18 protein-coding genes are annotated in these 25,360 nt (G+C 72.3%); 13 read left to right on the top strand and 5 right to left on the bottom strand.

Features of this window, described 5'->3' with window-relative positions:
- Positions 1-71 precede the first annotated feature (71 nt).
- The 8 genes from KI385_RS27340 to KI385_RS27375 all read left to right on the top strand — a co-directional run bounded on the left by KI385_RS27340 (position 72) and on the right by KI385_RS27375 (position 10,415).
- Positions 72-875, top strand: coding sequence for a TIGR03084 family metal-binding protein (locus KI385_RS27340; RefSeq protein WP_238574828.1), 804 nt, complete (start codon positions 72-74; stop codon positions 873-875).
- On the top strand, positions 872-2,620 hold the full coding sequence (locus KI385_RS27345; protein WP_238574829.1) for an acyclic terpene utilization AtuA family protein: 1,749 nt from the start codon (positions 872-874) through the stop codon (positions 2,618-2,620). Before KI385_RS27340 ends, KI385_RS27345 begins: the two co-directional genes overlap by 4 nt.
- Complete coding sequence (locus KI385_RS27350) at positions 2,617-4,224, top strand: acyl-CoA carboxylase subunit beta (protein ID WP_238574830.1); 1,608 nt, start codon at positions 2,617-2,619, stop codon at positions 4,222-4,224. The genes KI385_RS27345 and KI385_RS27350 overlap by 4 nt, the downstream gene beginning before the upstream one ends.
- A 7-nt stretch (positions 4,225-4,231) precedes the next feature.
- Positions 4,232-6,148, top strand: coding sequence for an ATP-binding protein (locus KI385_RS27355; protein ID WP_238574831.1), 1,917 nt, complete (start codon positions 4,232-4,234; stop codon positions 6,146-6,148).
- A 66-nt stretch (positions 6,149-6,214) separates the two neighbouring features.
- Positions 6,215-7,378 (top strand): acyl-CoA dehydrogenase family protein, encoded by a 1,164-nt coding sequence (locus KI385_RS27360; protein ID WP_238574832.1) that lies wholly within the window; start codon positions 6,215-6,217, stop codon positions 7,376-7,378.
- Positions 7,379-7,441: 63 nt separating this feature from the next.
- A complete protein-coding gene (locus tag KI385_RS27365) occupies positions 7,442-9,031 on the top strand; it encodes a 4-coumarate--CoA ligase family protein (protein ID WP_238574833.1) in 1,590 nt (529 codons plus the stop codon).
- Positions 9,028-9,798: an enoyl-CoA hydratase family protein gene (locus KI385_RS27370; RefSeq protein WP_238574834.1), complete on the top strand. Its 771-nt coding sequence runs from the start codon at positions 9,028-9,030 to the stop codon at positions 9,796-9,798. The genes KI385_RS27365 and KI385_RS27370 overlap by 4 nt, the downstream gene beginning before the upstream one ends.
- Complete coding sequence (locus KI385_RS27375) at positions 9,786-10,415, top strand: TetR/AcrR family transcriptional regulator (RefSeq protein WP_238574835.1); 630 nt, start codon at positions 9,786-9,788, stop codon at positions 10,413-10,415. The genes KI385_RS27370 and KI385_RS27375 overlap by 13 nt, the downstream gene beginning before the upstream one ends.
- A gap of 603 nt (positions 10,416-11,018) precedes the next feature.
- On the opposite strand, the gene KI385_RS27380 is transcribed toward KI385_RS27375, so the two are convergent.
- Positions 11,019-12,122, bottom strand: a complete 1,104-nt coding sequence (locus tag KI385_RS27380; protein WP_238574836.1) for a citrate synthase 2 — start codon at positions 12,120-12,122, stop codon at positions 11,019-11,021.
- Between the two features lie 407 nt (positions 12,123-12,529).
- Between KI385_RS27380 and pdxH the strand changes: the two genes are divergently transcribed.
- Both pdxH and KI385_RS27390 read left to right on the top strand, forming a co-directional pair.
- Positions 12,530-13,237 carry a pyridoxamine 5'-phosphate oxidase gene (gene pdxH / locus KI385_RS27385; protein WP_238574837.1) on the top strand — a complete coding sequence of 236 codons (708 nt, stop codon included), beginning with the start codon at positions 12,530-12,532 and terminating at the stop codon, positions 13,235-13,237.
- A 380-nt stretch (positions 13,238-13,617) separates the two neighbouring features.
- Positions 13,618-15,153: a PAS domain-containing protein gene (locus KI385_RS27390; protein ID WP_238574838.1), complete on the top strand. Its 1,536-nt coding sequence runs from the start codon at positions 13,618-13,620 to the stop codon at positions 15,151-15,153.
- A gap of 40 nt (positions 15,154-15,193) precedes the next feature.
- Here the strand turns inward: KI385_RS27390 and KI385_RS27395 are convergent, their stop codons facing one another.
- On the bottom strand, positions 15,194-15,961 hold the full coding sequence (locus tag KI385_RS27395) for an SIS domain-containing protein (protein WP_238574839.1): 768 nt from the start codon (positions 15,959-15,961) through the stop codon (positions 15,194-15,196).
- Between the two features lie 196 nt (positions 15,962-16,157).
- Between KI385_RS27395 and KI385_RS27400 the strand changes: the two genes are divergently transcribed.
- The gene (locus KI385_RS27400) at positions 16,158-16,850 is read left to right on the top strand and encodes an iron-dependent transcriptional repressor DtxR (protein WP_238574840.1); all 693 of its coding nucleotides are present in this window, start codon (positions 16,158-16,160) and stop codon (positions 16,848-16,850) included.
- Positions 16,851-17,340: 490 nt separating this feature from the next.
- Positions 17,341-18,216: an alpha/beta fold hydrolase gene (locus KI385_RS27405; protein WP_238574841.1), complete on the top strand. Its 876-nt coding sequence runs from the start codon at positions 17,341-17,343 to the stop codon at positions 18,214-18,216.
- Between the two features lie 69 nt (positions 18,217-18,285).
- Here KI385_RS27405 and KI385_RS27410 read toward each other — a convergent pair whose 3' ends face one another.
- The gene (locus KI385_RS27410) at positions 18,286-18,906 is read right to left on the bottom strand and encodes a hypothetical protein (RefSeq protein ID WP_238574842.1); all 621 of its coding nucleotides are present in this window, start codon (positions 18,904-18,906) and stop codon (positions 18,286-18,288) included.
- A gap of 392 nt (positions 18,907-19,298) precedes the next feature.
- Between KI385_RS27410 and KI385_RS44000 the strand changes: the two genes are divergently transcribed.
- On the top strand, positions 19,299-21,872 hold the full coding sequence (locus tag KI385_RS44000; protein ID WP_281066907.1) for a serine/threonine-protein kinase: 2,574 nt from the start codon (positions 19,299-19,301) through the stop codon (positions 21,870-21,872).
- 12 nt (positions 21,873-21,884) lie between these two features.
- Here the strand turns inward: KI385_RS44000 and KI385_RS27425 are convergent, their stop codons facing one another.
- Positions 21,885-23,165, bottom strand: a complete 1,281-nt coding sequence (locus tag KI385_RS27425) for a hypothetical protein (protein WP_425356961.1) — start codon at positions 23,163-23,165, stop codon at positions 21,885-21,887.
- Entirely contained in the window at positions 23,137-25,281 is a 2,145-nt protein-coding gene (locus KI385_RS27430; protein ID WP_238574844.1) for a hypothetical protein, read from the bottom strand. Before KI385_RS27430 ends, KI385_RS27425 begins: the two co-directional genes overlap by 29 nt.
- Positions 25,282-25,360 lie beyond the last annotated feature (79 nt).

A 25,360-nucleotide genomic window follows, 5' to 3' on the forward strand; every position in this document is an offset into this window, starting at 1 on the left:
TCGCCGAGGCCATCGCCGTATGCCAACGCGCCCAGCTGCCACGGCAGTTGGGCCGATGAGGGGAGTGTCGCGTGTCCGATCCCGGCGCCGTACTGGCGGATCTGCGGGCGGAGAGCGAGGAGCTGGACGCGCTGGTCGCAGAGCTCCCGGCCGAGCGCTGGGCGGCACCGACGCCCGCCGACGGCTGGACCATCGCCCACCAGATCGCCCATCTGGCCTGGACCGACCGGCAGGCGCTGCTCTCGGCCACCGACCCGGAGGCCTTCCTGCGGGCCGCCCGGGAGGCGCTCGGCTCACCGCTGACCTTCGTCGACGAGGCCGCCGCGGCCGGTGCGCAGGTGCCGCCCGGGGAGCTGCTCGCGGACTGGCGCGCCGGCCGCGAGGCGCTGCTGCGGGCCCTGGCCGAGCGGCCGGCCGGCGAGAAACTGCCGTGGTTCGGCCCGCCGATGAGCGTCGCGTCGATGGCCACCGGACGGCTGATGGAGACCTGGGCGCACGGCCAGGACGTCGCCGACACGCTGGGCGTCACCCGCATCCCCACCGTGCGGCTGCGGCATGTCGCCCGGATCGGCGCAAGGGCCCGGAACTTCTCCTACGCCGCGCATCAACTCACCCCGCCCGACGAGGAGTTCAGGGTCGAGCTACGGGCGCCGGACGGCACGCTCTGGGAGTACGGGCCGCCGGCGGCCGGGCAGCGGGTGACCGGCGAGGCGCTGGAGTTCTGTCTGCTGGTGACCCAGCGGGCGCACCGCGCCGATCTGCCGTCCCTGCGGGCCGAAGGGGCCGACGCACAACGGTGGCTGGAGATCGCGCAGGCCTTCGCGGGCCCGCCCGGGAAGGGCCGCGCACCGTCGGGGAAGGCTGCCACCTCATGAGCGACGGCAGCCCCGGCAGCCATATGCGCCCCATAGGCGCAGACCCCGCCACCCTCCGCGTCGGCAACGCCTCCGGCTTCTACGGCGACCGCTTCGATGCGCTGCGCGAGATGCTCACCGGCGGCCCCCTGGACGTACTGACCGGCGACTATCTCGCCGAACTGACCATGCTGATCCTCGGCCGGGACCGCCTGAAGGACCCCGCACGCGGCTACGCCAAGACCTTTCTGCGGCAGCTGGAGGACGGCCTCGGGCTGGCCGCCGAGCGCGGAGTGCGCATCGTCACCAACGCGGGCGGGCTGAACCCGGCCGGACTCGCCGACGCCGTAAGGGAGTTGGCGGACAAGGTCGGCGTACCCGTACGGGTGGCCCATGTGGCGGGGGACGATCTGCTGGCGCGCGGGGGGTGGGGCGAGGGGGTGTTCACCGCCAATGCCTACCTGGGCGGCGGCGGGATCGCCGCGTGCCTGCGCGCCGGGGCCGATGTCGTGGTGACCGGGCGGGTCACCGACGCCGCGCTGGTCAGCGGGGCGGCCCAGGCGCACTTCGGCTGGCGGCCGCAGGACCTGGACCGACTGGCCGGCGCGGTGGTCGCCGGGCATGTCCTCGAATGCGGCACCCAGGCCACCGGCGGTAACTACTCCTTCTTCGGCGCCCATGACCTGCTGCGGCCCGGCTTCCCGCTCGCCGAGATCGCCGCCGACGGCAGCGCAGTGATCACCAAGCATCCGGGCACCGGCGGCGCGGTCACCACCGGCACGGTCACCGCCCAGCTGCTGTACGAGACGGCCGGCGCCCGCTACGCCGGGCCGGATGTGACGGCGCGGCTGGACACCGTACGGATCGCCCAGGACGGCCCGGACCGGGTACGGATCGACGGGGTGCGCGGCGAGGCGCCGCCGCCGACGCTCAAGACCGGGCTGACCCGCCTCGGCGGCTGGCGCAACGAGGTCACCTTCGTACTGACCGGCCTGGATGTGCCGGCCAAGGCCGAGCTGGTCCGGGCGCAGATGGACGCGGCCTTCGACGCGGCCGGCCGGCGCCCGGCCGAGGTGCGCTGGACGCTGGCCCGCACCGACCGGGCCGATGCCGAGGTGCAGGAGGAGGCGAGCGCGCTGCTGCGGCTGGTGGTGCGGGACGCCGACCAGGACGCGGTGGGGCGGGTGGTCAGCGGCGCCGCGATCGAGCTGGCACTGGCCAGCTACCCCGGCTTCCATGTCACCGCGCCGCCCGGCAAGGGCACCCCGTACGGCGTCTTCGAGGCGGTCGCGGTGGACGCCGACGAGGTGCCGCATACGGCCGTACTCCCGGACGGCACCCGGACGGGCATCCAACCCGCCCCGGCATCACGGCAGTTGGAGCGGCTCACGGACCCGCCGCTCCCCGAACCCCTGGACGCCGCGGCGGCCCTGCCGACCCGGCGGGCACCGCTCGGCCTGGTCGCCGGCGCCCGCAGCGGCGACAAGGGCGGCGCCGCCAATGTCGGGGTGTGGGCCCGTACGGAGGCGGCATGGCGCTGGCTGGCCCATGAGCTGACCGTCGAACGCTTCCGGCAACTGCTGCCGGAGACCGCCGAACTGCCGGTCGACCGGCACGTACTGCCGAATCTGCGCGCGCTCAACTTCGTCGTCGACGGACTGCTCGGCGAGGGCGTGGCGGCCCAAGCCCGGTTCGACCCGCAGGCCAAGGCCGTGGGGGAGTGGCTGCGCGCGCGGCACATGGACATACCGGAGGTGCTGTTGTGACCGTGCTCGCAACCGGGCTCGACCCGGCGAGCGCCGAATACGCGGAGCGTCGTGCGGCGATGCTCGCGAAGCTGGCGGAGATCGAGACCGAACACGCCAGGGCGACCGCGGGCGGCGGCGAGAAGTACATCGCCCGGCACCGGGGGCGCGGCAAACTGCTCGCCCGCGAGCGCATCGAACTGCTCGTCGACCCCGACACCCCGTTCCTGGAGCTGTCGCCGCTCGCGGCCTGGGGCAGCGCCTCCCCCGAGTACACGGTCGGCGCCTCGCTGGTCACCGGCATCGGCACCGTCGAGGGCGTGGAGTGCCTGATCACCGCCAACGACCCGACGGTGCGCGGCGGCGCCTCCAACCCCTGGACGCTGAAGAAGGCGCTGCGGGCCAACGAGATCGCCTACGCCAACCGCCTCCCGGTGATCTCGCTCGTCGAGTCCGGCGGCGCCGACCTGCCCAGCCAGAAGGAGATCTTCATCCCGGGCGGGGCGCTGTTCAAGGACCTCACCCGGCTGTCCGCGGCCGGCATCCCGACCGTCGCCGTGGTCTTCGGCAACTCCACGGCCGGCGGCGCGTACGTCCCCGGCATGTCCGACCACGTCATCATGGTCAAGGAGCGCGCGAAGGTCTTCCTGGGCGGGCCGCCGCTGGTGAAGATGGCGACCGGCGAGGAGAGCGACGACGAGTCGCTGGGCGGCGCCGAGATGCACGCCCGTACGTCCGGTCTCGCGGACTACTTCGCGGTGGACGAGCCGGATGCGCTGCGCCAGGCCCGGCGCATCGTCACCCGCCTCAACTGGCGCAAGGCGCACCCCGATCCGGGCCCCGCCGCGCCGCCCGCATACGACGAGGAGGAGCTGCTCGGCATCGTCCCCGGCGATCTCAAGGCGCCCTTCGACCCACGCGAGGTCATCGCCCGGATCGTGGACGGCTCCGACTTCGACGAGTTCAAACCGCTGTACGGGCCGAGCCTGACGACCGGCTGGGCCGAACTGCACGGCTACCCCGTCGGCATCCTCGCCAACGCCCAGGGAGTGCTCTTCAGTCAGGAGTCCCAAAAGGCTGCCCAGTTCATCCAGTTGGCCAACCAGCGCGACATCCCGCTGCTCTTCCTGCACAACACCACCGGCTACATGGTCGGCAAGGAGTACGAGCAGGGCGGCATCATCAAACACGGCGCCATGATGATCAACGCGGTGTCGAACTCGACGGTGCCGCATCTGAGCGTCCTGATGGGCGCCTCGTACGGCGCCGGCCACTACGGCATGTGCGGCCGCGCCTACGACCCGCGCTTCCTCTTCGCCTGGCCCAGCGCCAAGTCCGCCGTCATGGGGCCGCAGCAGCTCGCCGGCGTCCTGTCCATCGTCGCCCGCGCCTCCGCCGCGGCCAAGGGGCAGCCGTACGACGAGGAGGCCGACGCCGGGCTGCGCGCGATGGTCGAGCAGCAGATCGAGTCGGAGTCGCTGCCGATGTTCCTGTCCGGGCGGCTCTACGACGACGGCGTCATCGACCCGCGCGACACCCGTACCGTCCTCGGCCTGTGCCTGTCCGCCCTCCACACCGCCCCCGTCGAGGGCGCGCGGGGCGGCTTCGGCATCTTCCGGATGTGAGGCAGAAGTGATCCGCTCCGTACTTGTCGCCAACCGCGGCGAAATAGCCCGACGGGTCTTCCGTACGTGCCGTGAGCTGGGCATCGCGACGGTCGCCGTCCACTCGGACGCCGACGCCGGCGCCCCGCACGTCCGTGAGGCGGACACCGCCGTACGGCTCCCCGGCGACGCCCCCGCCGACACCTATCTGCGCGGCGACCTGATCGTGCGAGCCGCACTCGCCGCGGGTGCCGACGCCGTCCACCCCGGCTACGGCTTCCTCTCCGAGAACGCCGCCTTCGCCGCTGCGGTGGCCGAAGCGTGGCTGTCCTGGATCGGACCACCGCCCGCCGCCATCGAGGCGATGGCGTCCAAGACACGGGCCAAGGAGCTGATGGCGGCGGCCGGGGTGCCGCTGCTCGCTCCCGTGGACCCGGCGGCCGCCACCAAGGCCGAGCTGCCGCTGCTGGTGAAGGCGGCGGCCGGAGGCGGCGGCCGCGGAATGCGGCTGGTCACCGAACTCGCTGATCTGGAAGGCGAGTTGAGGGCCGCCGAGGCCGAGGCGGCGGCCGCTTTCGGGGACGGCGAGGTCTTCGTCGAGCCGTATGTCGTCGGCGGGCGCCATGTCGAGGTGCAGATCCTCGCCGACGCGCACGGCACGGTCTGGACGCTCGGCACCCGCGACTGCTCCCTCCAGCGCCGCCACCAGAAAGTCATCGAGGAGGCCCCGGCCCCCGCACTGCCCGACGAGCTGCGCGACACCCTGCACCGGGCCGCCGCCCGGGCCGCCCGCGCCATCGACTACCGGGGCGCCGGCACCGTGGAGTTCCTGGTCACCACCGACGGCCGGGCGTACTTCCTGGAGATGAACACCCGCCTCCAGGTCGAGCACCCGGTCACCGAGGAGATCTACCGCCTCGACCTGGTCGCCCTCCAGGTCCGGGTGGCCGAGGGCCGGCCGCTCGAAGCCCGGCCGCCGGCCCCCTCGGGGCATGCGGTCGAGGCCCGCCTCTACGCCGAGGACCCGGCGGCCGGCTGGCAACCACAGACCGGCACCCTGCACCGGCTGGCGCTGCCCGACGGCGTACGGCTGGACTCCGGCGTGACCGACGGCGACACCATCGGCGTCCACTACGACCCCATGCTCGCCAAGGTCATCGCCTGGGCACCCAGCCGCGACGAGGCCGTACGGAAGCTGGCCGGCGCCCTGGAACGGGCCCGCATCCACGGCCCCGCCACCAACCGCGAACTGCTCGTACGCTCCCTGCGCCACCCGGAGTTCACCGACGCCGGCGCACTGGACACCGGCTTCTACGACCGCAACCTCGCCGCGCTGACCCGGCCCGGCGGGGACGCGGCGGCCGTCTTCGCCCTCGCCGCCGCCCTCGCCGACGCACACGGCCGCTCCCGCTTCGGCGGCTTCCGCAACGTCCCCTCCGGCCCCCAGGTCAAGACCTACGCCCACGCGGGCACCGACCACGAGATCCGCTACCGGCTGACCCGGGACGGACTGCTGGCCGAGGACTTCCCCGGCGTCCGCCTGCTCTCCCTCGCCCCCGACGAGGTGGTACTCGAAGTCGACGGACTGCGACGGCGGTTCGCCGTCTCGCGGCACGGCGACCGGGTCCACGTCGACGCCCCGCACGGCAGCCACGCCTTCACCGCCCTGCCCCGCTTCCCCGACCCCACCGCCCGCACGGAACCCGGCTCGCTGCTCGCACCGATGCCCGGCACGGTCGTCCGCATCGCCCCGGGCCTCGCCGAGGGCGACCGGGTCGAGGCCGGCCAGCCACTGCTGTGGCTGGAGGCGATGAAGATGGAACACAAGATCACCGCACCGGCCGCCGGCATCCTCACCGCGCTGCCCGTACACACCGGCCGGCAGGTCGAGGTGGGCGCCCTCCTCGCCGTAGTGGGGGAGCCTTCCGCGACACCGGCGGACTGAGCCCGGCCAAAGCCCCGCTTCCTTCCCCGCACCACCCTCAGAGCCCATCGCACACAAGGAGCCGCCATGAGCAACCCTGTGATCGAGACCGAGGAACACCGCGCCCTGCGGGACGCCGTCGCCGCGCTCGGCAAGCGCTACGGCCGCGAGTACGTCGCCACCGTCGTCGCCGAGGGCAAGCACACCGACGAACTCTGGGCCGAGGCAGCCAAGCTCGGCTACCTCGGCGTCAACCTCCCCGAGGAGTACGGCGGCGGAGGCGGCGGCATCGTCGAACTCTCCCTGGTGCTCGAAGAGCTGGGCGCGGCGGGCTGTCCGCTGCTGATGCTGGTCGTCTCCCCGGCCATCTGCGGCACCGTCATCGCGCGCTTCGGCACCGAGGAGCAGAAGCGGACCTGGCTGCCGGGGCTGGCGGACGGCTCCCGCAAGATGGCCTTCGGAATCACCGAACCGGACGCCGGGTCCAACTCGCACCGCATCACCACCACCGCCCGCAAGGACGGGGACGAGTGGGTCCTCAACGGCCGGAAGGTGTTCATCTCCGGCGTCGATATCGCCGACGCGACGCTGATCGTCGGCCGGACGGAGGACGCCAGGACCGGGCGGCTCAAGCCCTGCCTGTTCATCGTGCCCCGTGATACCCCCGGATTCGGCCGCAGCCCCATAGCGATGGAACTGGCCGCCCCGGAAAAGCAGTTCGAGCTGACGCTGGACGAGGTACGGCTGCCCGCCGAAGCGCTGGTCGGCGACGAGGACGCCGGCCTGTTGCAGCTGTTCACCGGGCTCAACCCGGAGCGCATCATGACCGCCGCGTTCGCCCTCGGAATGGGCCGCTACGCCCTCGACCGCGCCGTCGACTACGCCCGTACCCGCCAGGTGTGGAAGGAGCCCATCGGCGCCCACCAGGCCATCGCCCACCCGCTCGCACAGGCCCATATCGAGCTGGAACTCGCCCGGTTGATGATGCAGAAGGCGGCGCACCTCTACGACGCCGGCGACGACATGGCCGCCGGCGAGGCCGCCAACATGGCCAAGTACGCGGCCGCCGAGGCCGCGGTCCGCGCCGTCGACCAGTCCGTACACACCCTCGGCGGCAACGGCCTCACCCAGGAATACGGCCTCGCCTCGATGATCACCGCCGCCCGGGTGGCCAGGATCGCCCCGGTCAGCCGCGAGATGATCCTCAACTTCGTGTCGCACCAGTCGCTGGGGCTGCCGAAGTCGTACTGAGGGCGGGATGCCGCAGCCGCACTGCCCCGCCGTCCCCCCCCCGTCGAAGGGAAAGGCCCAGGCATGGTGTTCCACGTGTTCCACAGCGAGTACCCCGGTGTCGCGCCCGTAGAGCTGCCGATCCACGAGGCCGTCCTCGGGCGGGCGGGGGAGTACGGTGACCGGCCCGCACTGATCGACGGCATCGACGGCACCACCCTCAGCTACGACCGGCTGGACCACTTCAGCCGCCGGATCGCGGCCGCCCTCGCGGCGGCCGGGGTCCGAAAGGGCGAGGTGCTCGCCCTGCACAGCCCGAACAGCGTGCTCTACCCGGCCGTGTTCTACGCCGCCTCGCGCTGCGGGGCGGCGGTCACCACCGTCCACCCGCTCTCCACCGAGGGCGAGTTCGGCAAACAACTGAGGGACTCCGGGGCCCGCTGGATCGTCACCGTCGCGGCGCTGCTGGACACCGCACGCGCGGCCGCCCGGCAGGCCGGCGGCATCGCCGAGATCCTCGTCTGCGACCGGGCCCCGGGCCACCGCTCCGTACAGGACCTGGTCGACCGCCCCGGCCCGGAACCGGCCGTCACCATTGATCCGGCCGAGGACCTCGCCGTACTTCCCTACTCCTCCGGCACCACCGGCACGCCCAAGGGCGTGATGCTCACCCATCGCAACCTCGCCACCAACCTCGCCCAGCTCGCCCCACTGATCGCCAACGGCCCGGACGACCGGGTGCTGGCCGTGCTGCCCTTCTTCCACATCTACGGGCTGACCGCCCTGATGAACGCCCCGCTGCGCAACGGCGCCACCGTCGTCGTGCTCCCACGCTTCGACCTGCGGCAGTTCCTCACCGCGATCGACCGGCACCGCATCACGGCGGTCTATGTCGCGCCCCCGATCGTGCTCGCGCTCGCCAAGCACCCCCTGGTCGCCGAGTACGACCTGTCCTCCCTGCGCTATCTCGTCTCCGCCGCGGCGCCCCTGGACGCCGAGCAGGCGGCGGCCTGCTCCCGGCGGCTCGGCCTGCCGCCGGTCCTCCAGGCGTACGGCATGACCGAACTCTCCCCCGGCACCCATGCCGTACCGCTCGATGCGCGCAACCCGCCGCCGGGCGCCGTCGGCAAGCTGATCCCCAACACCGAGATGCGCCTGGTGTCCCTGGAGACCGGCGAGGACCGCACGCCGGGCGGGAGCGGCGAGATCCTCATCCGCGGCCCGCAGGTCATGAAGGGCTATCTGGGGCGGCCCGCCGAGACCGAGGCGATGATCGACGCCGACGGGTGGCTGCACACCGGCGACATCGGGCGGACGGACGGCGACGGCTGGCTGTATGTCGTCGACCGGGTCAAGGAGCTCATCAAGTACAAGGGCTACCAAGTGGCCCCCGCCGACCTCGAAGCGCTGCTGCTCGGGCATGACGCGATCGCCGACGCGGCGGTCATCGGCGTCACGGACGAGGACGGCAACGAGGTGCCCAAGGCCTTCGTGGTGCGGCAGCGGGGGGCCCGGCTGAGCGCGGACGAGGTCATCGCGTACGTTGCCGGGCAGGTCGCCCCGTACAAGAAGGTGCGCCGCGTGGAATTCCTGGACAGCGTGCCGCGCGCCACCACCGGAAAGATCCTGCGGCGCGAACTGCGCGCCAGGGAAAGGAGTTCGACGGCCCGATGACCGACGCACCCGTGACACCCCTCGTGTCGCGCTCCACCGAGCGCGGCATCACCACCCTCACCCTGGACTCCCCGCACAACCGCAATGCGCTCTCCGCCCGTCTGGTCGCCGAGCTGCACCGGGCGCTCTCGGACGCCGCGGCCGACGACGGCACCCGCGCCGTGGTGCTCACCCACACGGGCAGCACGTTCTGCGCCGGTGCGGACCTCTCCGAGGCCACCTCGGGGGCGGCCAAGGACGGGCCGCTGGGCCTGGCCCGGCTGCTGCGCACCATCGTCGAGCTGCCCCGGCCCGTCGTCGCCCGGGTCACCGGGCATGTCCGAGCCGGCGGCCTCGGTCTGCTCGGCGCCTGCGACATCTCCGCGGCCGGGCCGGACGCCACCTTCGCCTTCACCGAGGCCCGCCTCGGACTGGCCCCCGCGGTCATCTCCATGCCGTTGCTGCCGCGGCTGGACCCGCGCGCCGCCGGCCGCTACTACCTGACCGGCGAGAAGTTCGGCGCGGCGGAGGCGGCCAGGATCGGCCTGGTCACGCTCGCGGCCGACGATGTCGACGCCGGTCTCGCTCCCGTACTGGACGGGCTGCGCAAGGGCTCCCCACAGGGCCTGGCCGAGTCGAAGAAGCTGGTCACCGCCCAGGTGCTGGCCGCCTTCGACCGCGACACCGACGCGCTGGCCGAACAGTCGGCGCGGCTCTTCGACTCCGCCGAGGCCCGCGAGGGCATGACCGCCTTCCTGGAGCGACGGGCCCCGGCATGGGCGCGCTGACCCCGGCCCGCGGCGCCAAGCAGCCCCAGCAGGAACGCAGCCGCGCCACCCACCTCAAGCTGCTGGAGGCCGCCGTCTCCTGCCTGGCGGAGCGCGGCTGGAGCGGCAGCACGGTCTCCGTGGTCGCCGAGCGGGCGGGCGTCTCCCGGGGCGCCGCCCAGCACCACTTCCGCACCCGTGAGGACCTCTTCACCGCGGCCGTCGAACATGTCGCGGAGAAGCGCCAGGGCGCCCTGAAGGCGGTCGCCCACAACCTGCCGCCGGCCGGGTCCATCGCCCGTACCCGGATCATCGTCGAGGAGCTCGTCGGCCTCTACACGGGACCGCTGTTCCGCGCCGCGCTGCATCTGTGGGTGGCCGCCTCCGACGAGGAGCAGCTGCGCGAGCGGGTCACCGCCCTGGAGGCGCGGGTCGGGCGGGACGCGCACCGTACGGCGGTGGCGCTGCTGGACGCCGATGAAGCGGTGCCCGGCGTACGGGAAACCGTTCAGGGGCTGCTCGACATGGCCCGGGGACTGGGGCTCGCCAATCTGCTGACGGACGACTCGGGGCGCCGGGACCGGGTGGTCGAGCAGTGGGCGAAGATCATCGACGGGGTGCTGAGCCCTGCCGGGTAGGGGGTCTGCCCACGTTTTCGGCTTTCCCGCCGTGGTGGTTTGTCGCCGTTGCGCCTGCGGCGGGCGGGTGGTTGTCGGGTGCGGTGACGGGCCTCCGGGGGCTTGTTTGTGGACTGCTTCGCTTTACGTCCACAAACAAGCCCCCGGAGGCCCGTCCCCTCCCGTGGGTGGATGAGTGAACGTGGGTGGGGGCGGGCCCCTCTTGGCTGTATGGGCCCCTCTTGGGCGTGTGGGCCCCTCTTGGCCGTGTGGGCCTCTCTTGGGCGCGTAAGGCCCTCTTGGGCATTTCGTGCCATCTTGGGCGTTTCGCGCCCTCTTGCGTGTTTCGGGTTCTACCTAGGGCGTTTCGGTGTGATCACGAGGCGCGCCGGACCGGCTACGTGCACCCCCACCCGGCCTTTCCCCACCCCCCAACGGGAGGGGACGGGCCTCCGCGGGTGGGTGTCCGGACGTAAAGCGAAGCAGTCCGGACACCCACCCGCGGAGGACCGTCACCGCACCCCGACAGCCCCGCGCAGCGGACACCGCCCGCCGCAGGCGCAACGGCGACAAACCACCACGACGGGAAAGCCGAAAACGTGGGACAACAGCCAAGCGCAGCGGTTAGCGAGAAGCGATGTCCCCGTACCCGGCGATCTCCTGCGGGCCGCGCGCGGCGGGCCCCACATACCGGGCCGAGGGCCGCACCAGTCGGCCGGTCCGCTTCTGCTCCAGGATGTGCGCGCTCCAGCCGGCCGTACGGGCACAGGTGAACATCGAGGTGAACATGTGCGCCGGGACCTCGGCGAAGTCCAGGACGATGGCCGCCCAGAATTCGACGTTGGTGGCCAGCACCCGGTCCGGACGGCGGTTGTGCAGCTCCTCCAGCGCGGCCTTCTCCAGCGCCTCGGCGACCTCGAAGCGCGGGGCGGCCAGCTCCTTGGCGGTGCGCCGCAGCACCCGCGCCCGCGGGTCCTCTGCGCGGTAGACGCGGTGGCCGAAGCCCATCAGCCGCTCGCCGTTGTCCAGCGCCTGCCGGACATAGGCGGCGGCGTCGCCGGTCCGCTCGATCTCCTCGATCATGCCGAGCACGCGGGAAGGCGCGCCGCCGTGCAGCGGGCCGGACATCGCACCGACCGCGCCGGACAGCGCCGCCGCCACGTCCGCGCCGGTGGAGGCGATGACCCGGGCGGTGAAGGTGGAGGCGTTCATGCCGTGCTCGGCGGCCGAGGTCCAGTAGGCGTCGACGGCCTTGACGTGCTTGGGGTCGGGCTCACCGCGCCAGCGCTTCATGAAGCGCTCCACGACGGTCTCGGCCTTGTCGATCTCCCTCTGCGGCACCATCGGCAGGCCCTGCCCGCGCGCCGACTGGGCGACGTAGGACAGTGCCATCACCGCGGCGCGGGCGAGGTTGTCGCGGGCCGTCTGCTCGTCGATGTCCAGCAGCGGTTTGAGGCCCCATACGGGCGCAAGCATCGCGAGCGCGGACTGCACATCGACCCGGATGTCGCCGGAGTGCACCGGAATCGGGAACGGCTCGGCGGGCGGCAGACCGGGGTTGAAGGCGCCGTCGACCAGCAGTCCCCAGACGTTCCCGAAGGACACGTGCCCGACGAGATCTTCGATGTCGACCCCGCGATAGCGAAGCGCGCCGCCTTCCTTATCCGGTTCGGCGATCTCCGTCTCGAACGCGACGATTCCCTCGAGTCCGGGTACGAAGTCGGACATCAGGCGGCTCCTCAAGATGGGCACGGCATACGGTCCCTGACCGGCTGCCGTGCGGTCGAGTCTGGTGTGCGGTGCCGGCGCGGTTACGCGGCTGCGCCGGGCAGCTCGCGGTCCGTACCGGTCACCCCGGTGATGCCCCGCCAGGGCATGGGTCACGCGACGGTCCTGCCCGCAGTGGGTCGGGCCACGGGCGGCCGGGTGGCGGTGTGGTGCGTCTCTTCAGGCCGGACGGACACGATAGCTCTCCCTGTCCGGAGGCCACAGTGGGCCGGCCCATGATTTTGGCGGGTCCCTCACCTGCGGGGAAGCGTGAGATCCGGCACACTGGTCGATTTGCCGACGGGAGGGTTACGGCTGGTCGACGAGGGGCAGACTTCCACCCCTCCCGGCTGACCACGTCGGACCCGATGTTGCAAGATGAGGCCGTGCACCCAGCCGACGCGCCTCACGCCGAGACCCCCGATCCCTCCACCATGCGTGCGCACTACCGCGCCGAGGGACTCGCCGAGTCCGACCTCGCCGCCAGTCCTTACGACCAATTCGCACGCTGGTTCAAGGACGCGACCGTCGCCCGTCTGCACGAGCCGAACGCCATGGTCGTCTCGACCGCGGACTCCGCCGGCCGGCCGAGTTCACGGACCGTACTCCTCAAGGCGTTCGACGACCGCGGCTTTGTGTTCTTCACCAACTATCACAGCCGAAAAGGCCGTGAACTGGCCGAAAACCCCTATATCTCCCTGGTGTTCCCCTGGCACCCGCTCTCCCGGCAGGTCGTGGTGAGCGGGATCGCGGAGCGCATCGGCCGCGACGAGACCGCCGCCTACTTCCGTACCCGCCCGCACGGCTCCCAGCTGGGTGCCTGGGCCAGCGACCAGTCCGCGCCGGTCGCCTCGCGCGAGGAACTGGAGCACGCCTACGAGGAATTGGCGGCCCGCTATCCGGAGGGCGAGCAGGTGCCGGCGCCGCCGCACTGGGGCGGCTACCGGATCGCCGCCGAGACGGTCGAATTCTGGCAGGGCCGGCTCAACCGGCTGCACGACCGGCTGCGGTACGTCCGCGAGGCCGGGGAAGCGGCCGGGACCTGGACCTGGCGGGTGGAGCGCCTGGCGCCCTGACGCCGCGGGCAAACGCAGACGACCCGCGGGCTGGTTCCTCCGCGCTCGGTGGCGCGAAGGGCCGGTCGGACGAACCGGCAGCCCACGGGTCGGGTGACTGCTTGGGATTGGCCGGCTGCGCATCTGCAGTATGCGCCGGTCCGGCGCTGCACTTCGGTGAAGCGACGGGCCGCTAGCCCGCAGCCACCTCACGCGTCCGGTGCGAAATCATCTGCCGAACCACCTCCCTTCTCGTGTGCTCCACACATTAGGAAGCCGGCCGGCGTCGCACAACCACATTTTCCGGAAGCAACGATTTCCGTGAATCGCGTGTGTGCTGTGTCACGTTCCAGTTGAATGTGCCCAGGTGGAGCACGTGTGGCCGTTCGTAAGGGGTGCCAGTGACTGCTTCGTCAGCTTCTTCTGGTCTTTCCGGCTCAGCGGCCTCGGCGCGCTGTGCCGGCGAGGAGACCGACGACTCCGGACTGCTCGCCGCGCTCCTGGACGGCATGGACGCCGCCCTGGTCGCCTTCGCCGCGGACGGCACGGTCACGCACTGGAACCACGAAGCCGAACGCATCCTGGGCTGGACCGCCGCCGAGGCCGTCGGCCGTATCGGCCTGGCCGGCTGGGCGGTCCGCAAGGAGGACACCGATGTGATCGAGGCGGCGCTCACCGCCGCCATGCGCTCCCCGGGCCGCCAGGTCCATGAATTCGCCCTGCTGACCAAGGACGGCCACCGGGTGCTCGTGCGCACCCAGTCCTCCGCGGTCCGCGGCCCCGGCGACCGGGTCGCGGGCGTGTACTGCGCGTTCAGCGAGGTGCACACCCAGATGGACCTGGAGCGGTCCATCGCGCTCAGTGAGGCGCTCTTCGAGGACGCGTCATGGGGTGTGGTGCTGGTCGACGCCGATCTGCGGCCCGCCGTCGTCAACGCGCACGCCGCCCGCACCCTGGGCGTGGGCCGTACGGCCATGCTGGGGCGCCCGCTGGGCGAGCTGCTGGCGCAGGGCGTCGAGGAGCTGGAGTGCGCTCTCCAGCACGTCCTCGCCGAGGGCGCACCGCCGGCCGCCGCCGAGCTGTGGGTGACGCTGCGCTCCGAGGAGGCCGAGCTGCCGCGCCGGTGCTGGCGCAGCGGCTTCGTCCGGCTGGCCTCGCCGCTGGCCGAGGAGCCGGTGCCGCTGGGCGTCGCCTGGCTCTTCCAGGACGTCACGGAGGCCAAGCGCACCGAGCAGGAGAACTCCCTGCTGCGCTTCCGCGCCCATCAGCTGCACCGCGCGGGACGGGCGGCCGCCGAGTGCCCGGACCCGGCCGAGGCCGCCGCGGTCCACCTCGACTTCGCGCTGGCGGGCTTCGCCGATCACGGCCTGGTCGATCTGGCCACGACGCCCGCACCGGCGCCCTACGGGGCGGTCGCCGAGGACGATGCCTACGAGGCGTACGACGCCTACGACGGGACGGGTGCGGTGTGGGGCGCCGACCCGGCACCCCACACCGGTGGGCCGGCCGGCTCCGCGGCCACCGGCACGGCTGCCGACCGCCGGGCACGGCAGCGCGGTGCGCCGCGCCTGGTGCGGGCGTTGGCCTCCCCGGCCGGTTCGCCCGGCCCCTCCGAGGCGGCCCCGGCGAACGGCCTCCCGGTGGCGTACACGCCGGGCCATCCGGCGTTCCAGGCGTACGAGCGGCGCGGCTCGGTGCGTTGCAGCGCCGGTCCGGCGGCCTCGCCCGAGGGCTGGGCGGCCGCCCGCAACTGGCCGGACGGCACCGTGCACGGCCTGTGTGTGGTGCTGCGCAGCCGTGGCCGCGCGCTCGGCGTCGTGACGTTTCTGCGGGCGCCCGCGCGCCGCCCCTTCGACCGCGCGGACGCGGACTACGCGGAGGAGGTCGCGGCCCGGATCGCCGCGGCCCTGGACCTCGCGGGCGCGGCGTCGCTCTGAGGCGGGTCCGGGGGACCGGCGGCGGACGGGCCCCGGGGGCTCACTGCCGGTAGAAGATCCGGTCCGCGTACTCGCTGATCACCCGGGCGTTCCAGTCGTGCCCGCCGTCGACATTGCCCGAGCGCAGCAGCGGCGGGTCGATGCCCCGCTCGGCGAGCGTGCCCGCGGCCGTCGCCACCATGGCCTGCATGATCGCGCTGGTGACCACCGTGGAGGCGGGGGCGAACGGTGCGTCGATGCCCGGCAGCGTCAGCTCCGCGTCGCCGACCGGGATCCGGCTGTCCAGAACGATGTCGCAGTGGTCCTTGAGGAAGCTGCCCGAGGCATGCCGGGACTTGGTGGCCTCCGTGTACGCCACCGATGTCACGCCGATGACCTTGATGCCGAGGGCCCGGGCGTTCATCGCCATCTCGACGGGCAGCGAGTTGCGCCCGGAGAGCGAGATGATCACCAGCACATCGCCCGGCTCCAGCGGACTGGTGTCCAAAACGGCCGCGGCCAGCCCGTCGACCCGCTCCAGCGCGCTGCCGAGCGTCGCGGGCCGTACGTCAACGCCGACGACACCCGGGACGGAGAGCAGATTCATGATGGCCAGGCCGCCCGCGCGGTAGACCGTGTCCTGCGCCGGGAGCGAGGAGTGGCCGGCGCCGAAGGAGAAGACCCGCCCGCCCGCCTCGACGGTGTCCGCGATCAGCCCCCCGGCCGCGATGATCCGGTCGCCCTCCTCGTCGCGGACCTGTCGCAGCAGGTCGATCGCGGCGTCGAAGTACTTCCCGGATAGCCGGTCGCTCCGGTCGCTGTCAGCCATTGCCGCGGGCCCCTCTCGTCGGATCTCGTCGGATCGCGTCGCCATTTGATCAGTGGCGCGGATCACGTTGCGGTCTGGACCAGTGCCCTGTCAATACGGCCGAGCGGGTCCGGTCTGCGGACGAGGAGGCACCGTTGTCAGTGGGATGCGTCAGAATTGAGTCCAGGGCCACCGCACCACACATCGAGGGGCACGCATGTCCGGACTGATCGACACCACGGAGATGTATCTCCGCACCATCCTCGAGCTGGAAGAGGAAGGTGTGGTCCCCATGCGCGCCCGCATCGCGGAGCGGCTCGAACAGAGCGGCCCGACGGTGAGCCAGACGGTGGCGCGCATGGAGCGAGACGGGCTGCTGACGGTCGCGGGTGACCGGCATCTGGAGCTGACGGAGGAGGGCCGGCGGCTGGCGACCCGGGTGATGCGCAAGCACCGCCTCGCCGAGTGCCTGCTCGTCGACGTCATCGGGCTCGAATGGGAGCAGGTGCACGCCGAGGCGTGCCGCTGGGAGCATGTGATGAGCGAGGCGGTCGAGCGCCGCGTCGTGGAGCTGCTGCGGCATCCGACGGAGTCGCCGTACGGCAACCCCATCCCCGGCCTTGAGGAGCTGGGCGAGAAGGCCGAGGCCGACCCGTTCCTGGACGCGGGCATGGTGAGCCTGATGGACCTGGACGCCGGGGCCGACGGCAAGACGGCGGTCGTGCGCCGGATCGGGGAGCCGATCCAGGCGGACGCCCAGCTGATGTACACCCTGCGGCGGGCCGGTGTGCAGCCGGGCGCGGTGGTGAGCGTGACGGAGTCGCCGGCCGGGGTGCTGGTCGGCAGCAGCGGCGAGGCCGCCGAGCTGGACTCCGAGATCGCCTCGCATGTCTTCGTCGCCAAGCGCTGAAAGTAGTTTCTTTCCTTTTCGCACTTCCTCCAGCACGCTGCCCGAGAGCCCGCTGAGCTGCGCCGACGCGCCGTTCGGCGGGCTCGGCAAGTTCTTGCCCGTTGAACGGACTTGTGCGAATCCGTGCGATACGGCCGGTCTCGTGTCACGCTGACGCTTGGTCGCGCGTCGGCCTGTCCTGGCCGGGGAGGGGGCTCGGATGCATCCACTGAGTCTGGGAACAGTCAGGGCCCCGGCGCTGCGAGCAGCCGGGGCCCTGCCTCCCCATGTCCCCCACCAAAGACCCGGAGCCCCGAGCTCCCAGGGTCTTTCCCCACGGGCCCCCTTCCCGGTAGGGCCCGCCTCCCGGCAGATGTCTCCCCGTGGCGAGCGCGGCCAACCCTTGAGCGAGGTCACTCGAACGAGGGGTATTGAGCGCCGGAGCGGTGCGTTCGAATAGGGGTTCGATAGTGTGGAGCTGCTCAAGGGACGATTGGGGGTGCCAGGGCACATGGTGCGGCGCATCGATGTGACAGGGGTCGGCGGCGTACGTCTCGCCGCCTGGGAATTCACCGACCCGCCCAAGATCGGCGGCGGGTTGGAGGGGAGCGAGCACCGGCCGGGCGTGCTGCTGCTCCATGGTCTGATGGGGCGCGCCTCCCATTGGGCGGACACCGCCCGCCGGCTGAGCGCGCGTCACCGCCCGGTCGCTCTGGATCAGCGGGGCCACGGCCGCAGCGAAAAGCCCTCCGACGGGCCGTACGACCGCGAGGCGTACGTCGATGACGCCATCGCGGCCATCGAGCAGCTCGGCCTCGCCCCGGTCGCCCTCGTCGGACATGCCATGGGTGCCCTGACGGCATGGCAATTAGCGGCCCGCCGCCCGGATCTGGTCAGCGCGCTGGTCATCTGCGATATGCGGGCGTCGGCGCTGGGTGCGGCCTCGCAGCGGGAATGGACCGAGTGGTTCCGGTCCTGGCCGGTGCCGTTCGCCACCCTCGCGGACGTCCGCAAGTGGTTCGGTGAGGACGACCCGACCCTGGAGCGCCCCAGACCGGCCCGAGGCGAATTCTTCGCCGAGGTGATGGCCGAGCGCGCCGACGGCTGGCGCCCCGTCTTCTCCCGCCGGCAGATGCTCACCGCCCGCGAGACCTGGGTCCATGACGCCCATTGGGAAGAGCTCGCCCAAGTCACGTGCCCGGCCCTGGTCGTTCGCGGCCTCGACGCCGAACTGGGCCGCGCCGAGGCCCAGGAGATGGTCCGGGTGCTCCCGCGCGGCGCTTACGCCGAAATCCCCGACGCGGGCCATCTGCTCCCCTGGGAACAGCCCGACGCATGGTGCGCCGCCATCGAGCCGTTTCTCCATACGGCGACAATGCCGAACTGAGTTGCGCGACCCGGCCGCGCGCCACGGCTCCACAACGGGCCGCGGCGCGCGGCATGACATGCCGCCGGCTCAGCCGGCGTTGTCGAACTTCCAGATGAACGGCGCGTTGCTCTGGCCCTCGCCCGCCCAGTGGACCTCCACGGACTTCGCGCTCTTGGGGATCATGTAGGTCTGGCAGATGGTGTGGCTCTGCCCCACCTTCCAGTTCTCGATCTCGATGGTGTCCTCGCAGCCCGGGCCGTCCTCGGCGGCGCCGATGAGCAGACCACCGCGCCGCCCGTCCGCATAGATTTCGGACTCGTTGGCCACCTCGGGCATGTCCTTGACGACCCCGCCGCCCTTGTTCGTGTACTTCACCCACGCGGTGGCGGCGACCAGCCCCTTGGCGTCCTTCGGGTTCGAAACCAGTTTTTTGGCCTCGGCCTCGGTCCCCACGTGGATCTTCTGCGCGACGACCTCGTAGGTGATTTTCCCGCTGTCTTCCTTGAACTTCCCCGTGGCGCTCTGACCGGCCTTCAGCTCACCGCCGTCCGCAGGATTCTTTTCCGTCTTGGGGGCGTCGGCGGCATTGCGCTTCTTGTCGTCCTTGGTGCCGGCCGAGTCCTTGCCGCCGCCACAGGCGGTCAGGGCCAGTGCCAGTACGGCGACGGGCGCGGCGACGCGCAGCCACGCGGTCTTCGTGTGCAGCAAAACGATCTCCTAGCAGACGTTCTCCCCCGTCACGCAACACAGTTCCCCGTGTGTTTGCGAACGGCTGTGTGTGCGGAGCATAAGAGGGGGCTTTCGGCTTTGTCGAAGCATTGAACTGACTGCCCTGGCGGCCTGCTGAGGGGATTTCGCGGTCATTTCACGAAACGGTCATGGGGGCTCGCCCGGTAGGTTGTCCAATTGCGGGCGAATTCGGCGGCATTGATGGGGCATCAGCAATTCCTCGATAAGCCTGGTGCAGCGGCCGCGCCGCATGCGGTATTCCGGCGTTATATGCGTCGTATGTGCGCCGTATGCGCGGTACAGCGACGGAGTTGCCGAAAAGGGGCGACGCTACGATGCACAGTCCGTTCGCTCGATGGGAAAGGCCCGTGATGGACCCCTTGCTACCGGACGACCCGCAAGCCCTCGGGTCGTACCGTCTGTTGGGCCGGATCGGTGCCGGCGGTATGGGCCGGGTGTATCTGGCCCGGTCGACCGGCGGGCGCACGGTAGCGGTGAAGGTCGTACGGCCGGATCTGGCGCAGGACACCGCGTTCCGGGGGCGGTTCAGGCAGGAGGTCGAGATAGCCCGGGCGGTGTCCGGCCGCTACACGGCACCCGTCGTCGACGCCGACACGGAAGCCGCGCTGCCCTGGCTCGCCACCGCCTTCGTGCTCGGTCCGTCGCTCACCGAAGTGGTCGACGGACACGGGGCGTTGCCGGAACACAGCGTGCGCGCCCTCGGCGCCGGGCTGGCCGCCGCGCTCACCGAGATCCACTCCGTCGGCCTGGTGCACCGCGACCTCAAGCCGTCCAATGTGCTGCTGGCCGCCGACGGCCCGCGGGTGATCGACTTCGGTATCGCGCGCGCCGTCGACGGCGACCGGATGACCCAGACCGGCGTGGTCGTCGGCTCGCCCGGCTATATCCCGCCGGAGCAGGCGCTCGGGCAGGCGGTCGGCACGGCCGGCGACATCTTCGCGCTCGGCGCGGTGCTCGCCTACGCCTCCACCGGCCGTACCGCATACGGCGACACCACCCCGGCCGCCGTCCTCTACCAGGTCGTACACGGCGAGCCGGACCTCACCGGCGTCCCCGAGAGCCTGCTCGGCCTGCTCACCGCCTGCCTCGACCGCGATCCGGCCCGACGCCCCACGCCTCAGCAGGTGTCGGAGGCGCTGGCACCGCAGGGCACCGGCGCGGTCTTCACCAACTGGCTTCCGGGCGCGGTCGCTTCCACCATCGCCACGCACGCCGCGCGCATTCTGGACCTGGAGACGCCGGAGCAGGGGACGGCGGCGGTGCCGGGGCACGGGGCGCCACCGTCGGCACCGGGATACGGCACGCCGAGCCCGGCGTACGGCACGCCGAGCCCGGCGTACGGCACCCCGGCACCGGCGTACGGCACCCCGGCACCGGGACACGGCACCCCGGCATCGGGACACGGCACCCCGGCACCGGGACACGGCACCCCGGCATCGGGACACGGCACCCCGGCACCGGGACACGGCACCCCGGCACCGGGACACGGCACCCCGGCATCGGGACACGGCACCCCGGCCCCGGGACACGGCACCCCGGCCCCGGCCGCCGCTCCCGGCACACCCGTTCCGCCGCCGGGCGGGACGCCGCCCGGTGGCGGGTATGTGCCGACGTATGTACCGGCCGGCGCGACACCACCGCCGAGCGCGCCCACGGCCCCCCTCACAGCCGCTTCCACTGTCGCTTCCGCTGCCGCCGGCGCCCCCGCCCCCTCCCGCCGTCGTTTCCTCGGGCTCGCGGCGGGTGCCGCGGCCGGTGCCGTGGCCGTCGGCGGGGTCGGGATCTGGATGCTCAGGGGCAAGGACAAGGACCGGGGCGACGGCAAGGGCGCGGCCGCCGACGGGCAGGAGCCGGGCGGCGCACAGCAGGAGCGGTTCAGTACACCGCCTCCCGGGACCGCCCCCCAGGTCCTGTGGCACCGCACCGCCGAGACCGACACCATCAGCAGCGATCAGCCGCTGCTGGCGCACAACGGCCTGCTGCTGATCAGCGGTGACCCGCTGGTCGCCCGGCACGCCCTCACCGGCAAGGCGAAATGGACGCGCAAGGAGGTCGCGCCCCCCGGCGCCCCGCTGATCCTCGCGGCCGGCACCCTCTTCTTCGTCAGCACCGAGTACGACGGTGATGTCATCGGCCTCGACCCGGACACCGGCAAGGAGGTCTGGCGCAGCAGGCTCAACGGCGCCCTGACCGTCGAGCACATCCTCGCCGCGGACGAGCACCGGATCTATGTCATCGCGTCCGTGCGCACCAAGGACACCACGGTCCATCTCACCGCGATCGCCGCCCTCAACATCCGTACCGGCAAGCCGGAATGGCAGAAGCCGCGGGACAAGGGCACCATGGACTACGACCTCGAAGGCGTCGCGGTGGACGGCCGACTCGTCTACACCGACAGCCGTCGCAATGTCACCGTGCGCGACGCGGCGAACGGCCGCCAGCTGTGGACGAAGAAGATCGGCGACGACATCGCCTGGCGCCCGGCCGTGCACGCCCGGCGGATTTTCCTGGGCGGCGACCGACTGCGGGCGGTGCACCTCGACAACGGCAAGCCCGACTGGTCGATGTCGACCGGCGGCCGGCTGAGCTTCTATCAGCCCATGGTGGTCGGCCAGGTGCTCTACGCGGCCGACCACAGCGGCGGGGTCTGGGCCGTCGATCCGGTGCGCGGGAAGAAGCTCTGGCTGTGCGAGGACGCCGGGGCGCACCGGGCGCCGACCGAATTCGTGCTGGTCGGCGAGGCCCTCTACGGCGCGTCGTACGACGATGGCGGCGGCATCTTCGCGCTGGACCCGAAGACCGGCAAAGCGCGTTGGAACTACAACGACAACGCCGGAATCGAGGAGCAGTGGCATGTCGTCGCCTCCGGCCGGCGGCTGCTGGCCACCCACGGCGACGAGATCTACGCGCTGCCCGCCGTCTGAGGCGCCCGCCCGTCAGTCCAGCGTGCGCGTGAAGTCGCCGCGCTGGACCCGCACGGCGAGGGAATCGCCGTCGCCGAGCAGCGAGCCATAGCCGGTGGCCGCCCAGAGACTGTCCTCGGCGGGAACCTCGAAGTAGGGGACCGGGCGGCCCGCCTGCCGGTCGGTGAGCACCTCGGGGGCGCGCCGGCCGCGTATCGCGCGGATGCAGGTCTCGCAGCCGGCCACCCGCAGCTGCTCGCGGCGGCCCAGCGGGCGCCACGGTATGCGGCGGACGGCGGGCCCGTGCAGCGGGTGGAAGAAGCAGAGCGGGAGCGTGACCGGGGCCTTGGAGAGGGCCGCCCGGCCCTCCGCGATCAGCGCGAACACCCCCGCCAGATCGGCGACTCCCCGCGCCCGGTCCAGGACCGTGCCGGCCGCGGCGTAGGCGTCGAGCGCCCGCTCGATGGCCGTCGGGTCGCCCTGTGCGGCACGCGCCTCCTCGCCCAGCCGGACGACCTCTTCGGTGGCACGGTCACGGAGCCCGGCCTCATCGGCCTTCCGGGCGGCGGCGAAGACCGAGCGCGGCAGCGCGAACGGCGTCGAGAGATCGCGCAGCCGCGAGCGGCGCCGCAGCAGCAGCCCGACCGCGGCCAGCAGCAGCACCGGCCCGACGACGAGGGACAGGATCCGGACGAGCGGGGAGCTGTGGGAGGGGGACGAGGAGGCCGAGGCGGTCTTGTCCGGCCCGTCGTCCTGGAGGTGCGCGGTGACCTTCTCGTACACCTTGTCGCCGTTGCCCGCCTTGATGATGCCGATCGCGCGCGAGACACGCCTCGCCGGCCCCGCGCCCTTCATATCGTCCTGGAAGAAGACCGCGGCCGCGGCGTGCATCGCCTGATGGGCGCCCGACGGCCATTCGCGGGCCGCGATGTCGTCGGGATAGGTCCCGAGCGTGATGAGGACGGACGGGCCGCCGCCCATCCGGTCATGGACCACCTCGGCGAGCTGCTCCGGCTTGCCGCCCCAGCTGTCGCCCTCGACCAGCGGCACCAGCGCCACGCGGATCGGCAGCCGGGTCTGCCGGATCTGGCTGACCAACTTCCGCTGCTCGCCCGCGTCGACGGCCGAGGCGAGGGACGGATCGACATAGACGGGGGAGCGGCGCAGCGCATCGGCGATCTTCTGCCCCGGACTCTCGGCGGCCGCCCCGGGCGCCGCGGCGCAGAACAGCAGCGCAACGGACGAGGCGCCGAGGGCGAGGGCGGTCCGCAGCCGGCGGCGGGGGTCAGTGAACACCGAAGTACTCCCGTACATCGCGGGTGAGTTGATCGATTGCGGCGCCGTCGCCGAGCGCGGCCAGCGGTCCGGGAAGAGTGGGGTACGGGGCGTACGATCCGCGCCCGGCGCTTGCCGAGGAGCGCAGCCGCAGCACCGCGCCCGGCGTCGCCCGGCATGCCTCGCACACCGGCAGCGACCGCGCCCGGCCACCGCCGTCAGGCCGTATCTGTGCGCGCTTGCGGGCCGCGCCGTGCAGCGGATTGCGATGGCAGACGTGCTGCGCGGCGGCCGGCTCGTCGATCGCGGTGTGTCCGGCGCGGGCCAGCACGATGGCACAGGCGAGGCCGACGGGTGTCGCATCGGCGTCGATCCGGCCGTCGCTGTCGCCGTCGATCAGCAGCGCGGCGGCGTCCAGGCACTCCCACGCCCGGCGTCGGGACTCCTCGGGCAGCGACGCCGCCGGCTCCAGGGCAGCGGTGAGGGTGTCGAGGTCTTGCCGGGCGGTGCGCCGCAGCCACGGCAGCGACGGCTGCTCCGGTGCCTCGGGGGCCGCGGCGCCGCCCGGTCCGTCGGCCGCCGGCCGTCTGCGGCGGGCAATCCGGCGGACGAGGGCGCACGCCGCCGCCACCAGCCCGAACACCAGCCCCGCGGCGAAGGTGCCGATGAGCAGCCCCGGTTCGTAGTCCCCGGTGAACAGGCCGGGCAGCGCCTTCTCCTCGACGGGGTCGGGGGCGGGCGGCGGGTCATAGGGCACATTGGCCGTCTTGGCCGGCGGTGACTTGCTGAGGTACGTCAGCAGCTGGTCCAGACGGGGGCCGAGTTCGAGGTCGGCGGATGAGATGTAGTCGAGGTTGCGCGGACGGTCGATGAGGTACATCTCGTCCACGCGGGTGCCGTAGTTGATGATCTCGATCCTGCCGGACGACGGGTCGGCGAACACGATGAGCACCTTGTGGTGCAGCCGCTCGTGCAGCGCCTCGGCCAGCACGTCCTTGCTGCCACCGGACTCGTCGTCGATCGAGCTGGACACGGCGGCGATCACCACCGGAACGTCCAGCGCGCGCAGCCGTTCGCGCAGATGGGCGCGCTCGGCGGTGTCCAGCGCGGACGGGCTCTCCGGATCGAGGTAGAGCGGATTGCGGCGCAGCCCGTCGGCCACCCGGTCGATCCGGGCCCGCATATCGGCGGCCGTGGGGCGGGAGCCGTCGCCGCTGGTGGTGTCGTCGAAGACCTGGGACGCGGTGAAGGCGACCAGCCAGCCCAGCACCCCGGCACCCACCAGCAGGGGCAGCAACCGGGCACGAGGGAACGGCCCGGGACCGCCCGCCTGTTGTCCGGGGCGCGCCTTCTGCCCACCGGCCGCCTTCTTCCCGCCGGCCGCCTTCTTGCCCCCGGCTCCCTTCCTCTGCTGGCCACCCCGCTTCTGTCCACCCCGCGCCCCCGGCACGGCCACGGAGCCGCCCGCCGCCGCGGCCCGCCGCACCCGGCGCCGCTGGAGCGCGTACACCGTGATCAGCAGCGCGGTGAGCGGGATTCCGGTGACCGCGATGCCCGTCACAAAGCTCTGGTCCTCGCGCTCGGTGTCGTCGGTGTGCAGGCCGGGCGGCTCGTCATCGGTGTCCGAGTACTGCGCCCGTGCCTCCTCGGCGCGCTGATGCGCCTGCCCCGAGGTGAGCACGTCGACGAAGTGCCGCAACACCTCGCGCGGGGTGGCGTCGTACGGCAGCTCGTACAGCGTCGCCGTGCTCGCGTCGGCGGCCCCGGGCACGCTCACGCCGAAGGTCTGCACCGCGTCCAGACCCATGTCGCTCACGGCGACATACAAACCCTTGCGCCCCAGCCGGTCATGGACACCGGCGAGCAGACCGGACGCCTCGGCGCTGTAGGAGGTGTGCGGCAGCACCATCACATAGGTGGGAACGCCCAGCCGTTTGGCCTCTGCGGCAAAAGCCGGCGCGGTCGACCGGGGGGTCTCACGCGGGATCTGGTCGCTGATGTAGACCGGGTTCTTCCGAAGCTGCTCGGCGAGGTAGGCGGTCTGCGTCGGCCCGTCGGGGCCGGCCGGCGCGGCCTGCACCACCCCGGCACAGAACAGCACCGCCAACCATCCCGTCACCAGCACCATTCCGGCGCGCAGCACCGCCCCCACCACCCCTCGTTCACCTCGTCACGACGAAGCTACCGCCACCGCGCACCGGCCGGTGCAGCCTGTGGATAACCTCACGACGAGG

The organism is Streptomyces inhibens, assembly GCF_022221585.1.
In the GTDB taxonomy this organism is placed as follows: domain Bacteria; phylum Actinomycetota; class Actinomycetes; order Streptomycetales; family Streptomycetaceae; genus Streptomyces; species Streptomyces inhibens.

Excerpts from the sequence above, each read along its gene's own strand:
- KI385_RS27345 (WP_238574829.1), top strand. The coding sequence starts at position 872 with ATGAGCGACGGCAGCCCCGGCAGCCATATGCGCCCCATAGGCGCAGAC.
- KI385_RS27360 (WP_238574832.1), top strand. The coding sequence starts at position 6,215 with ATGAGCAACCCTGTGATCGAGACCGAGGAACACCGCGCCCTGCGGGAC.
- KI385_RS27365 (WP_238574833.1), top strand. The coding sequence starts at position 7,442 with ATGGTGTTCCACGTGTTCCACAGCGAGTACCCCGGTGTCGCGCCCGTA.
- KI385_RS27370 (WP_238574834.1), top strand. The coding sequence starts at position 9,028 with ATGACCGACGCACCCGTGACACCCCTCGTGTCGCGCTCCACCGAGCGC.
- KI385_RS27375 (WP_238574835.1), top strand. The coding sequence starts at position 9,786 with ATGGGCGCGCTGACCCCGGCCCGCGGCGCCAAGCAGCCCCAGCAGGAA.
- KI385_RS27380 (WP_238574836.1), bottom strand. The coding sequence starts at position 12,122 with ATGTCCGACTTCGTACCCGGACTCGAGGGAATCGTCGCGTTCGAGACG.
- pdxH (WP_238574837.1), top strand. The coding sequence starts at position 12,530 with ATGTTGCAAGATGAGGCCGTGCACCCAGCCGACGCGCCTCACGCCGAG.
- KI385_RS27395 (WP_238574839.1), bottom strand. The coding sequence starts at position 15,961 with ATGGCTGACAGCGACCGGAGCGACCGGCTATCCGGGAAGTACTTCGAC.
- KI385_RS27400 (WP_238574840.1), top strand. The coding sequence starts at position 16,158 with ATGTCCGGACTGATCGACACCACGGAGATGTATCTCCGCACCATCCTC.
- KI385_RS27405 (WP_238574841.1), top strand. The coding sequence starts at position 17,341 with ATGGTGCGGCGCATCGATGTGACAGGGGTCGGCGGCGTACGTCTCGCC.
- KI385_RS44000 (WP_281066907.1), top strand. The coding sequence starts at position 19,299 with ATGGACCCCTTGCTACCGGACGACCCGCAAGCCCTCGGGTCGTACCGT.
- KI385_RS27425 (WP_425356961.1), bottom strand. The coding sequence starts at position 23,165 with ATGTACGGGAGTACTTCGGTGTTCACTGACCCCCGCCGCCGGCTGCGG.